The sequence below is a fragment of the Spirulina sp. CS-785/01 genome, assembly GCF_028330525.1.
Lineage (GTDB): Bacteria > Cyanobacteriota > Cyanobacteriia > Cyanobacteriales > Spirulinaceae > JAQMSD01.
In genome coordinates, this window is the sequence record NZ_JAQMSD010000306.1 from 1 (window position 1) to 11,829 (window position 11,829).

Genomic DNA, 11,829 nt, shown 5'->3' on the forward strand with positions numbered 1-11,829 from the left:
CAACGGCAAAGACTCAACGGCAAAGACTCAACGGCAAAGACTCAACGGCAAAGACTCAACGGCAAAGACTCAACGGGTACTGTTCCTCTAGTAGCAGAAGACAGGATGGAGTATATCTTCAATTCTATCTTTGAAGTCAGCTGTCGCAAAGTCCTCAGTCCCATCCAATCTCCGAACAAGTAACGAGGAGAGAGAAGCGAACCGAGCGTAACTTCCCCCTAAAACGTGAGGTGCAGAGGACTTCCGGTGCGTTAGGGTCTGATCTTGATCTGTATTTGATTTGGGTTAAATCTTTGAAAGGGTTTCGTTAATGCTGACTATGGTTTCTAACAATGCCTTATATTGCGGTGGCACTCCGTTTTCCTGCGATCGTGACATCTGACAACATCCACAGTAGGGAATTCTGTGAGGGTGAGGTGAGAATGCTAACCCGCAATCCCCAGCTTTTTCCCGTGGGAACAGAGCTAGAGAGGGAGGTGCTTCTCTTAGGAAGTGAGACCAGGGATGAAAAACGTTCACAACCGTGCGTTTTTATTCCTGTGTCTTGGGGGTCCAAGGACTCGGCCCAATTCCCCACTCATGCTTGATGAACTCTTTGTACATATTTTCACGAGTCAACATCTGCTCATAGAGCTTCACTAAGAAGTCTTGAGCTTGCTCTCGACTCATCTGTTTGACCTGAGTTTCAAAGGAGCGAATGTTAAATTTCTGCTCTAAGGTCAATTCCATGGGTTGAGACATAATTTCCTCCAAACTACGAACGAGAGACTATAACGAGAGACTGCCCGCACTGACTGGGACGGGTACAAATTTTTGAGCTTTGTCTATATGTTACAAAATATAACAAAAAATTGACAAAGTTAAAAATTTGGTCTCTATCCTCCTTGAGGCTGATTTTTGGCAAAAAGTTCCTGAAATCCCAAAGCAAATATTAAGTTTTGTGTGATCTCAGTTCCCTAGTTTTACCAAGTATGCTTTAGAGAAAAAGCTCAAAGTGAACAAATTGGGAGTCGGGAGATGGGGAGGATGGGGGAGATGGGGGAGATGGGGAGGATGGGGGGAGATGGGGGAGATAGGGAAAACAAAAAAATATATGTTATTCCCGATTCCCGATTCCCTGTTCCGGAGTTCCCTTGTTCACAAACAACCGATTACCGATTACCGATTACCCATTCCCCCTACAGAGAGGAGGTCTCTCAAAAAAATGCAGGAAGAAATAAAAGATTTGACTAATTGTGTAAACATTCTGTAATAATTAAGGTTGGGGTAAGATTTAAGTTAGTTAAATTGACAGAATCAAGTGTAAGCACCCTAGTTCTATCAGTCTCAAGGAACACAGTCTCAAAGAACACATTCTCAAAGAACACAGTCTCAAAGAACGCAGTCTCAAGCAACACAGTCTCAAGAAACACCTTGAGAAGGGTCAAGTTGAGAGGAGTTCAGTGGAGAGACGTTCAGTTGAGAAAGGTTCAGTGTCTTGATGACACTCACAAGCAGTGCAACAATAGAGAAAAAGACTTAAATCGGGAGATTAGCAAACATTTCAGAGGAATTTTTGAGAATGAAGTTTGCTGATCGCCCTTAGTTTTGTCTGATTGGCCTTTTGTGCCTCCCACTCAACCGAGTTGGGGCTAGATGCAAAAAACGCTGAAAGACTGATTATTAAAGCTGCCCCACCCGTTTCTATTTTCATAAAAACTGAGCTTTGGAGAAAAATTATTATGGCTATTCGTTTGTATGTTGGTAATCTGCCCAAAGAACCCATCGAACGGCAAGCGTTACAGGAGGTCTTTGCGGACGTGGAAACCGTGTCCACGAAGGTGATTAAAGACCGCAAAACTGGCAAATGCCGTGGTTTTGCTTTTGTGACGGTGGCCAATGATGATGTGGCTAATGAGTTGATCGAGAAGCATAATGGGGAGTCCTTTATGGATAATCCCTTGAAGATCGAGAAAGCTCTACCTCGGTCGAAAAATAAGTCTAATGGGAATAAGGAGAAGGAAAAAGAGACTCGTGAGACTCCGAGTAACAGTAATTCTGGATCGAGTAAGCGGGGTGGTAAGAAGCGCGATCGCGGGGGAAGTTCCTCCGATAGCGGTTCAGTTCAACCCGATCCCCGTTGGGCCGATGAATTATCGAAACTCAAGGAAATGCTAACCGCGCAAACCTCCAATTCCTAAGTTAAGCGTGATTAGGTGAGCGCAGGTTGTCAGTTTCCCTCCTCCTGCGTTCGCACCTCCCCGCTTAACTGTTCCCCCAGTCGAGGGAAATACTAGGGAGAATCCCCCTATTCAGGGAGTTCATGGTCAGATTCAGTCGAAGGGGTAGAGGGGTCTGAGTCCTCCTCCTCTTGGCGATCATGACGGTAAATGCGAATTTGGTGCAAACGGGGTCCTTGGGCAGACACCACGGTTAAATCCAAGTTTTGATAATGGAGGGTTTCTCCTTGTTCTGGGATTTTTTGAAAGTGGTAGAGTAAAAAGCCACTGAGGGTTTGATATTCGTCAGTGAGGGGAAAATCTAACCCTAACATTTCGTTGACTTCTTCTAAGTTGGCTTGGGCTTGAACTAAGAAGGTTTGGTCGTCGAGCATCTGAATGGACACTTCTTCGGGATTTTCCAGTTCAGGATGATCGCCGATAATTTCGGCAATTAAATCTTTCAGGGTGACTAATCCAGCCGTCCCCCCAAATTCGTCCACCACCATGACCATTTCTAGCTGCGATCGCTGCATAAGCGGCAAAAGTTCATTGAGGGGAGTCACTTCCGAAATAAACCGGGCCGGTTTCACCCAAGGTTGAATAGGAGTGTCCGGATGAAGGCGATTTTGAGCCAAGGGCAGGGATAAATCTTTAAAATCAATCACCCCTAAAATATCATCGAGGGATTCCCCAATCACCGGATAACGAGTGTGGCCAGTCTCCACCACTGAATTGAGTAAGGCCGAAAAACTGGCCTCCCGTTCAATGGCCGTCACACTGGTGCGGGGGACCATCACTTCCTCGGCCAAAACTTCCCCAAATTCAAAAACATTTTTGAGTAATTCCCGTTCTTCGGCCTCCAGTCCTGTAGATTCCCGTTCTGTAGTGATAATCAGTTGCAGTTCTTCAGGAGTGACGCGATTATACCACCCCTGTCCGGCGTACTGTACCCCCACTAAGCGCAAGAGAAAGCGGGTGGATTGGTTGAGAATCCAGATAAACGGATTAAAAAAGCGGGCGATCGCCAGACTCGGCGGCCCCAAAATCCGGGCCAACTGTTCCGAATAGAGCAACGCCACCGACTTAGGGCATAATTCCCCTAGAATAATTTGTAGATAGGCAATGGCAAAAAACGCCAACGGGGCCGCCACCACATGGGTGATCCCCTCATTCATCCACTGGGGAAAGGGTAACTGAAACAAAACTTGGCGAAACATCACTGCCACCGTCCGTTCCCCAATCCAACCCAGAGCTAAACTCGATAACGTAATCCCGATCTGGGTCGTGGATAATAACCGCTCAATGCTCCTTTGCAACGACTGCACCGTTTGCGCTGGCACATCTCCCGCTTCCACTAACTGATTAATCCGAGAGCGTCGCACCGACACCATCGAAAATTCAGCCGTCACAAAAAAAGCGTTGATCGCAATCAACAACAATACGGATAACAAACGCACAATTACATCCTGACTGGTCAGTTGAACGGCCTCTCCCACAAATACTCCCGACGCACTGCTAACGTACAATGGGAATTTCTGACAAACGCAATTCTAACTGGCGATCGGGATAATCTGTCAAAGTAATGGATAACTCCTCAGAATCACTCAGCAGCGCAGTGGGAATCTTCACCGTCCCCGAAAATGCCTTCCCATTGGCAGGTAATTCCCCTGGTAAACCATCGGTAATGGCACTTAATGCTCGGCCTTGATCATCGCGCACTTCCAAGAAACTATACAAAAAGCGGACTTGTTCAGACCCTTCATTTTTTAAATTCACCTTCAGCAACAGTGAACCATCCTCTTGAGCAGAGTCCACCACCTCCATCATCACCCCTGCATCTTCTCCCTTTACGGGTAATGCTTCTTTGTTCACACTGACTAACTGAGTCCCCTGGTTTTGGTTCGTCCCAGTCTCTTTGCCATTTTCTCCTTTTTCCCCGTCCGCCTCAACAGTAGGGGGATCAACTTCCCCATTCATAATGGCGGTTGCTTGCTCGATAAGTTCTTCCTCACTCAGGAGAATTTGTAACTCCTCCTCTTGTCCATCCTCTCCAGCATTATTTTGGGTGAGTTTTTTTGAGGGACTGACATCTGGTTGGGTGACACCCTTTAAGGCTTCATGGCCAAGGCTATATCCCCAAAATCCCGTGGCGACTCCTGCACCAGACATCATTACCAGCAAACCCACCGTCAGGGCGATAGTTGAGTTAAATTTCATTGTTGCTCAAGCTGTTGAATAGCACTGTTTACTAACTGTTTACTATTATGTTCTGCAATCAAGAGGAGATTCTTGGAGAAACGTGGTTAAGTTATATTATGCCTCAAATGCACTGTCGTCAACAGCAGAGATAGTACAGTTTCGGGGAGTTGCAACCAAGGCGTGGGGGTGAGCAATTCCCTGTGAGCATAAGGGGCTTTTTCTCTACTGTAGGCTAGTTTCTCGGCTTTTTGTCTGTTATAATGGGGAGATGTGACCAGGGTTGGCCGAGCGGTTTAGGCAGCGAACTCATAATTCGCCCTAGGCAGGTTCGACTCCTGCACCCTGGATTTTTACAATTAACAATTAACAATTAACAATTAACAATAACCCCTTATTCAAACGGAAAGCCAAGATCGCCGAATTCTCCACCGGGGACGGGTTGGGTGGGATTGAGATAAACTGGGTTAGAGCGGATGGAGGAGTTGTACGGGTTGGCTAAGTCTGGGGTGCGGATGATGGGGCCAGTGTCTTTTTGTCGTTCCATGACCAGTGTATAAAAGTTGTGCAGTTCTTGGGCATCACTGGTGATTTCCCCTTCAGGGAATCCCCCAATTCCTGTCAGTAAATCAAATTGGCGGCCAATGGTAAAGACTGTGGTGAAAGCGTCTTGACTTGCGTGGGTAAATTTATCTTGGAAGGTTTCGGGAATGGTTTGAATTTCTACGGGGTTGGTCCCTACGGACTGTGCTTGTACTCCGGTGAGGGGGGTTAAGATAGCCCCAAGGGTGGTTGCGATCGCAAGATTCCAACGCATAAACTGTACCTCTCCTAAATGTCTCGCTCTAATCTTATCGTACTGAGGATGTCCTGAAATAACGAGATTGCCCCAAAACGCACCACATCCCCACAGGGAAGTCCGGTGTCTCGTCGGACTTGCTCAATGGCGGTTCTAGCTTCATTTTCACCTAAATGGGCGGTATTGAGGGCAATTCCTTGGACTTTGGCGGGTTGAAATGCTCCCACTCCCCTGGCCACCTGTTCGTAAAGTTGAATGACATCGGGAAGGGGAGGAATAGGAATATCAGGACAGTTGCGGATGTGGGTTTGCTTGGCTCGGTGGGCTAAAATTAAACCTGTGGGTTGTGAACCGCGCAGGAGGGGTAAGGTGGCCGTTGAACCGGGATGCAGCAGTGATCCTTGGCCTTCAATGAGTAACAAGTCGCAGTCTTGGCCAATATTTAAGACGGCCTGTTCCACTGCTCCGGCGGCAAAGTCCACGCGCACCGCATCGAGGGGAAGTCCTTCCCCAACGATCATTAATCCCCCTTGGCCGGTGGCCACCATTTTGGTGTTAATTCCTTGTTGTCGGGCAAAATTGCGTAATTCCAGACTGGTGGACATTTTGCCGATGGCCATGTCTGTGCCAACGGTGAGAATTCTATGACAAGGCAGCGATCGCGCTTTTCCTTGTCCAATACTCAACCCGGACGGTTCTTTGCGAATATCCCAAATCCATTGATGATCGCGCAATTCCCCCACCATCCCCCGCATAGGAGTATGTAACCCATTCACCACCGATAATCCCGCTTTTACCCCTTGTTTGACCTCCTGTTGCCAGGGATCAGGTAATGCCCCCCCAGAAGGGGCGATGCCAATTAATAACACATCGGGATGGTAAGTTAAAGCGTCCTCTAGGGTAGCGACAATGGGGATATCCCGGTCAATTCCCGTTAAATCGACCAAAGACCCGCCCACGGCATTGCGGTCGATAATCGCCACCACAGAGGCTTCTCCGTAACGCAAAAAAGCCAAGCCTGTTTTCCCACTGACATCTTGTAGGCCATCGTGTAACAGGATTGCGACTCGGTGTTCTGGGGTTAATTTCACGCCAATTGTACTCCTAAACCTGGCAACTGATTGGGAATAAGTCGTCCTTGCTGTAAAGTGGCACCTTGGAAGGGGTCATCCAGTAAATTGAGATGACTGTCTAGATCAATATAGTGGGCGAAGGGGGTTAATTGCGCGATCGCGCTATTCGCCAACCCACTATCAGAATAACAACCAAACATCACTTGTAAACCCAACGCCTGAGCCACAGCAATCATCCGTCTCGCCTCCGTCAAGCCCCCGGACTTCATAATCTTGATATTAATGCCATGAACACAGGAAGCCAAGCGCGGAATATCCTGACTGGTCCAACAACTTTCATCGGCAAAAATCGGCAAAGGAGAGCGTTCATACAACACCGGAAACTGGGCTTCCTCCCCCACAGGTAACGGTTGCTCTAAATGGCGCACCCCCCGTTCGGCCAGCCATTCCGCCATCAGTAACCCATCGGGAAACGACCACCCCCCATTGGCATCCACCGTTAATTCCGCCTCTGGGGCCATCTCTTGAACCGCCAAAAACATCGCCTGATCTGCCTCTATCCCCTCTGGACTCCCCAACTTAACCTTAAAATGACGAGCCTCCAGAAAATTTTGCCATTGCTTCACCCGGTTTCGCGCCTTTTCTGGGGAACTAATCCCAATTGTGACCGAGGTGGGCACAATGGTTTCTAAATTCAGCCCCCACAGTTGCCATAACGGGAGTTGTGTCCGTTTCCCCAACCAATCATACAACGCCATATCCAGAGCCGCCCGCGTCGCTGAAGATACCGAGATTTGTTCTAAAATCCGGTTAATTTTCTGTCGTTCGAGGGGATGTAATGGCGTTAACTGAGGAACAATGGCCTGAAGTTCCGCGTGTAACTGGTCTGTTGTGAGAGAATGGGCTTGGCCAATGGAAAAAGGCGTGGCTTCCCCCCATCCCTCCACCTCCTCTGCTTGGACTTTCACCCAAAGATTGGTATTCCCCGTAGCGGTCCCCCGACTAATGGTAAGGGGAAACCGTTTGCGGACTGTAAATGATTGAACAATAATTTCCATGATGAGTGATCAGGGTTGTTGGCAGTGAAAGGCTGCGGGGAGTGTTAGATTAAGAGAGAGAATCGGAATCAATCCCTAATTGTGCAAGACGCTCTCGAAGTTGCTGATTTTTCCGGCGTTCTTCCTCTAACGCTGTTTGGGTTTGTTCTTTTTCTTGTCGTTCGCGATCGCGTTCTGATTCAGCCAGAGTCGCTCGTTCGCTGGGAGTGGGAATCCAATTTCTGAGGCGATTATAAAACCGCAACCACAATCCTTCCACTCCCTCATAACTTCCCTGCCACAATCCCAAACCTAACTCTAATTCCTCAAACCACACCCCTTGGGACACCTCTAACGCTTCATATTGCCCCGATTGTAGTCTAAAGGCGCGTAATTGATTCTCGTAGCGGTCATAAATTATATAATAGGGGACTTGTAGGATTTGTTCATAGACCTCCCATTTCGTCGGTGTTCCGTCTGCTCTGCGTGCCTTACGTCCCAAATCTTCATTTTCTGTTCCTGGGGAGGCTAATTCCACCACCAGAAACGGACTGACTAATTCTTGCCAAATGACATAACTCAAGCGTAAATCTTGCTGACGGTTGCTGCGTCTGACTCCTAACACCACAAACCAGTCTGGCCGCTTATACCAGAGAGGATGTTCGCTGTTGTAATAGAGGTTTAAATCGCTAGCGACAAAATAATCTTGTGGAGAGTAGCGAGGGGTTTGGCAAGTTTGAGTTAATAAATCAGGTTGCAAGTCGTGGAATTCGTCAGGCAAACCGGGGTCCTCCGGATTTTCACTGGGCAGATCGTACATTGTTGGCAGTGAGGACTGCTGGGGATGGTTTTGAGGAACTCGAACCATGAGAAAATAGAGACAAGACGACTAAAACAATTGTACCGGAGAGGGTTGATTGGGAAAAAAGGGGAGCTTCTCAACGCGATCGCGGAGTTCCTCACACTGAGTAAAATAGGGGGGTGTAGGCGAACAGAACACTCCTTAAAAAAATGACCGAAACCATGCGCCAAAAAGCCTTAGACTTGCTGGATCGCTTACCTGAAGCGAGTTTACCCGCAGCGATCGCCCTCCTAGAATCTCTCTCCCTGTCAGCCAATCCCACCTCCAGCAACTCAGAAACAACGACTGAAGAAATCAACTTAATCAATAAGATCGAACAACGTCTTCCTCCCCAACAACAACAACGCTTCGAGGAGTTGCGCGAACAAAATGAATGGGGGGAATTAACTGCCGCCGAACATCAAGAATTAATTGAATATATTGAAACCATAGAAGCTCAGACTGTAGAACGAACAGAAGCCTTAATGAAATTAGTTCGACGTTAATGCTAATACGATGCGTTACACTTCGTTAACGCATCCTACGAGAGGGTTACGCGATGGTTACGAGATAGCACTGTTGTATCCGTTTTGAGCTCAAAGTCAATTTATTTTGTGTTGCTGTTGTTGATTCTGTTAATTTTCCTTAATCCATAAATCATAATTACATATAAAACTTAATAATTCTCAATGTTTTGGAAATCGCCCTTTGTGGTAATATGTATGTCAAAGCGCATATTTTACTATGAATGAAAGTTTATGAATGAAAGTTAATGATCTTGTAAATAATGATCTTGTAAAATTATGAACATCAAGCAAGCATTCATTTCATTACCTTTGGCCTGTGTATTGTCTTTATTCCCTACAATTTTAGACAGTATTTCCTTTCCTATTCAAGCTCAAACTTTAGTCAATCCAAACGAAAGTGAAGAATGGCGATCGCTACAAATGATGGTCGCGGAATATTTGGTACAAGATTTCCGAAATTCAGGTATTGAGATGGGCAACGATGCCGATATTGAAGTCTCCCCTCTAGTAACCAGTGGAGATTGGCTTTTAGCCACTTGGTATATTGTCAGTTCTGTAAATCCCAATGGATGGGCAGGACAATTACTCTTTCAAAAACAAGGAGATCAGTGGGTTTATAAAGGAGGAGGTAACTATATTCAAGATGTCAACCTCTTAATGGATTTTGGTGTACCTCGTGCTGAAGCAGAGGGACTAGCACAAGGGGCTGATATTTAATCGAATTCCTCTATTCACTGTCCAATAAGATTCCTCAATCCCTTTATTGATCTAAGTTTTGTCGTTTCATCTAAAATATCCCGATCATGATGTTTTTTTCTCATTCCAAGAAACCCTATAGCCTGTTAAATATGAACCGTCGTCAATTTTTAGCGAGTAGTCTATGGACGTATTTTGGGCTAACTAATCCTCAACTGTTAGCGAGTGTTTTTTCAAATAAAGAAGACTCAGATGGCGAAGAACAATCAACAATTACCATTCCTCAAGGAATTCAAGAAATTTATCATGTTTTTTTACCTTATGTAATCGCCAGAGTGGGAGGTAATCAATTTATTACGCTGCGTTCCGGAGAACAATTAAAAGTTAAAGTGGGGCGAAGAACCCAAGAAAATGACCAAAAAATTATTGAAGGAGTAGGACAAAATGGCAATGACATTTTAATTGTTTACCATACTCTTTATGATTTGACAACCCGGCTGGGGGATCAAGTTTATCAAGAAATTGATCGAACGAACTTTATTGAAGAAGTCAGCAAAGAAAAATGTAAATTATTTTATGAGAAACTAGAAAATGGTCAATATGTAAGCGATATTGAATCCTTAGAACTCTTAGACTATTTAATTCAGTCATCTCGGTTAGACGACAACATTAAAGCACGCTACGACATTGCCAGCACCAACTCCCGTTTAGTGGGAGTGAAACAAGCTCTAGAAAAAGCGTTAGAGCAATCTAAATTAAGGGAATCTCAGAAAAAATTGGTGCGTGGAACTTATGAATATGTCCGAGCGAGTGAACCCGTTCCGGATTTCCAAGCACTCCAGCAACTCGATGTTATTATTGCCAATTCTGAATTACCGCTAACGATTAAACAAACGTACTCCTTAGCCAGTGCGAAGTCGAGAGCATTTACCGCAGACTTTCTAATTGTGCAATTAATTTGTAGCGATCGCCTCAATTCCGAGCAACAAGAACAATATTTAGCCGCCTATCAAGCGATTCGGGATGGTAAACCTGCTCCAGAGTCCTTTAAACTGGACGATCTCGATTCTTTCATTAATCGTTCTGATCTACCTGAAAACGCCAAAGCTGTCTATACCGTAACTCGGAAGCGTACATCGGTTAATCCAGAAGAGTCATCGGAAGATACTGATAAAAAACTGGAGAAAGTAACGAATTATATTGGCACTTTAAACGATCAAATGGAAGACGCTAAGTATAACGGTGCTAAACTTGTTCCCCTCTCCACACGAGCGCTTTCTACCTTGGGAGCAGAAGCAGGAACAGGAGTAGGAATTGGCAGTTTATCGGGGGCAGCCGCCACTAACGCCACCTTAGCTTGGTTAGGAGGAGGTTCAGTGGCCGCTGGGGGATTAGGAATGTTAGGCGGATTAACCGTCGCCACCGGAGGAGCAGCCCTGATCGGAGCAGCCGGGTTATTATCCGTCGCGCTAGTCTCCGAAATGGACGGAGAAGACTTTAAAAACCTGGGTGTTGCCGTTGGAACAGGGACAGTTGCAGGGGCAACAACCGTTTTAGCCGCTTGGACAGCGGCCAGTGCGTTAGGGGTTGCCGGAGGACTAACCGGGAGTGCCGCTATCACCACGACGATGGCCGCTTTAGGCGGAATAAGCGTGATTACTGGGGGCGCAGCTTTAGTGGCATCCGGGACTGCTTTTGTGATTTGGTCGGTGTTGAAGGGACAAAAACGACGGGAGCAGTCGGTTTTAAATCAACTAGAAACCCGTTTATATACCTTTGTCGAAGATACCTCCCATCCATTGCAGCAATTTTTTAAAGATCGTGTTCCTCAGACTTATCACACCAATGAAAGTTTTATTGCGCCGAATATCCCACTGGATAAATTAGCGAACGCGCTCAAAAACTGGACTTCCCTGCAAGCCAATGAAAATATTATTGCGTTGATTGATACCAGTTGGTGGGATGATGCGAAAGAGGGGATTGCGTTTACAGAAGAACGAGTGATCTGGAAAAATACGGGTTCTGATACCTTAGATATCACGTACACCGAATTAAATGATTTTTTCCATAGTCCCGTTGTAGAAATGTTCAATGAGTCCCGCGATCGTGAAAAAGTAGCCAATTTACTAGAATTATCGGAAATCCTCCCCGAAGCTCAAGATCAAGATGCTTGGGTGCAATTGCTCAAAGACGTTAGTGACTTCAAGGGAGGGGTTTCAGTCTAGCCTGATCTGCAATACTGCTTTGACACAGCTAATTTGGTGCAATAGTAGGGTGGGCAATGCCAGCCCTGTCAAGGTGGGTAATGAGATATAGCGGTTTGGAGTCGCCCTCACCCCCCAACCCCCTCTCCCAACCTTGGGAGAGGGGGAGAAAATGTCTCTCACAAGTGTCTGAAACAACGGTGTCTCGTTCTACAATTTCTCACCTTGACAGGGCTGGGTGGGCAATGCCCACCC

11 protein-coding genes and 1 tRNA gene are annotated in these 11,829 nt (G+C 46.3%); 5 read left to right on the forward strand and 7 right to left on the reverse strand.

The window, feature by feature from the left end:
- Nucleotides 1–531: 531 nt before the first annotated feature.
- Nucleotides 532–741, reverse strand: a complete 210-nt coding sequence (locus tag PN462_RS20160; protein WP_272130633.1) for an NblA/ycf18 family protein — start codon at nt 739–741, stop codon at nt 532–534.
- 980 nt (nt 742–1,721) lie between these two features.
- Between PN462_RS20160 and PN462_RS20165 the strand changes: the two genes are divergently transcribed.
- Complete coding sequence (locus PN462_RS20165) at nt 1,722–2,180, forward strand: RNA recognition motif domain-containing protein (protein WP_272130634.1); 459 nt, start codon at nt 1,722–1,724, stop codon at nt 2,178–2,180.
- Nucleotides 2,181–2,287: 107 nt separating this feature from the next.
- Here the strand turns inward: PN462_RS20165 and PN462_RS20170 are convergent, their stop codons facing one another.
- Both PN462_RS20170 and PN462_RS20175 read right to left on the reverse strand, forming a co-directional pair.
- Entirely contained in the window at nt 2,288–3,592 is a 1,305-nt protein-coding gene (locus PN462_RS20170; RefSeq protein WP_443029241.1) for a hemolysin family protein, read from the reverse strand.
- A 124-nt stretch (nt 3,593–3,716) separates the two neighbouring features.
- Nucleotides 3,717–4,418, reverse strand: a complete 702-nt coding sequence (locus PN462_RS20175) for a hypothetical protein (protein ID WP_272130636.1) — start codon at nt 4,416–4,418, stop codon at nt 3,717–3,719.
- A 256-nt stretch (nt 4,419–4,674) separates the two neighbouring features.
- Between PN462_RS20175 and PN462_RS20180 the strand changes: the two genes are divergently transcribed.
- Nucleotides 4,675–4,747 (forward strand) — tRNA-Ile (locus PN462_RS20180).
- Between the two features lie 44 nt (nt 4,748–4,791).
- Here PN462_RS20180 and PN462_RS20185 read toward each other — a convergent pair.
- The 4 genes from PN462_RS20185 to PN462_RS20200 are packed head-to-tail and all read right to left on the reverse strand — an operon-like array spanning nt 4,792 to nt 8,126.
- Nucleotides 4,792–5,214: a hypothetical protein gene (locus PN462_RS20185; RefSeq protein WP_272130637.1), complete on the reverse strand. Its 423-nt coding sequence runs from the start codon at nt 5,212–5,214 to the stop codon at nt 4,792–4,794.
- A 14-nt stretch (nt 5,215–5,228) separates the two neighbouring features.
- The gene (locus PN462_RS20190) at nt 5,229–6,287 is read right to left on the reverse strand and encodes a DUF1611 domain-containing protein (protein WP_272130638.1); all 1,059 of its coding nucleotides are present in this window, start codon (nt 6,285–6,287) and stop codon (nt 5,229–5,231) included.
- On the reverse strand, nt 6,284–7,327 hold the full coding sequence (locus PN462_RS20195) for a dipeptide epimerase (protein ID WP_272130639.1): 1,044 nt from the start codon (nt 7,325–7,327) through the stop codon (nt 6,284–6,286). Before PN462_RS20195 ends, PN462_RS20190 begins: the two co-directional genes overlap by 4 nt.
- A gap of 49 nt (nt 7,328–7,376) precedes the next feature.
- Complete coding sequence (locus PN462_RS20200; protein ID WP_272130640.1) at nt 7,377–8,126, reverse strand: Uma2 family endonuclease; 750 nt, start codon at nt 8,124–8,126, stop codon at nt 7,377–7,379.
- Between the two features lie 191 nt (nt 8,127–8,317).
- On the opposite strand from PN462_RS20200, the gene PN462_RS20205 reads away from it, so the two are divergent.
- From PN462_RS20205 to PN462_RS20215, 3 genes are all read left to right on the forward strand, one after another.
- Nucleotides 8,318–8,653, forward strand: a complete 336-nt coding sequence (locus PN462_RS20205) for a hypothetical protein (protein ID WP_272130641.1) — start codon at nt 8,318–8,320, stop codon at nt 8,651–8,653.
- Nucleotides 8,654–8,950: 297 nt separating this feature from the next.
- A complete protein-coding gene (locus tag PN462_RS20210; RefSeq protein ID WP_272130642.1) occupies nt 8,951–9,391 on the forward strand; it encodes a hypothetical protein in 441 nt (146 codons plus the stop codon).
- Between the two features lie 131 nt (nt 9,392–9,522).
- A complete protein-coding gene (locus PN462_RS20215) occupies nt 9,523–11,595 on the forward strand; it encodes a hypothetical protein (RefSeq protein WP_272130643.1) in 2,073 nt (690 codons plus the stop codon).
- Nucleotides 11,596–11,829: the final 234 nt, after the last annotated feature.

What these genes read in the sequence shown, in the direction of transcription:
- PN462_RS20215 (WP_272130643.1), top strand. Translation starts at nt 9,523, where the DNA reads ATGAACCGTCGTCAATTTTTAGCGAGTAGTCTATGGACGTATTTTGGG.
- PN462_RS20185 (WP_272130637.1), bottom strand. Translation starts at nt 5,214, where the DNA reads ATGCGTTGGAATCTTGCGATCGCAACCACCCTTGGGGCTATCTTAACC.
- PN462_RS20210 (WP_272130642.1), top strand. Translation starts at nt 8,951, where the DNA reads ATGAACATCAAGCAAGCATTCATTTCATTACCTTTGGCCTGTGTATTG.
- PN462_RS20200 (WP_272130640.1), bottom strand. Translation starts at nt 8,126, where the DNA reads ATGTACGATCTGCCCAGTGAAAATCCGGAGGACCCCGGTTTGCCTGAC.
- PN462_RS20175 (WP_272130636.1), bottom strand. Translation starts at nt 4,418, where the DNA reads ATGAAATTTAACTCAACTATCGCCCTGACGGTGGGTTTGCTGGTAATG.
- PN462_RS20205 (WP_272130641.1), top strand. Translation starts at nt 8,318, where the DNA reads ATGACCGAAACCATGCGCCAAAAAGCCTTAGACTTGCTGGATCGCTTA.
- PN462_RS20165 (WP_272130634.1), top strand. Translation starts at nt 1,722, where the DNA reads ATGGCTATTCGTTTGTATGTTGGTAATCTGCCCAAAGAACCCATCGAA.
- PN462_RS20195 (WP_272130639.1), bottom strand. Translation starts at nt 7,327, where the DNA reads ATGGAAATTATTGTTCAATCATTTACAGTCCGCAAACGGTTTCCCCTT.
- PN462_RS20160 (WP_272130633.1), bottom strand. Translation starts at nt 741, where the DNA reads ATGTCTCAACCCATGGAATTGACCTTAGAGCAGAAATTTAACATTCGC.
- PN462_RS20170 (WP_443029241.1), bottom strand. Translation starts at nt 3,592, where the DNA reads ATGGTGTCGGTGCGACGCTCTCGGATTAATCAGTTAGTGGAAGCGGGA.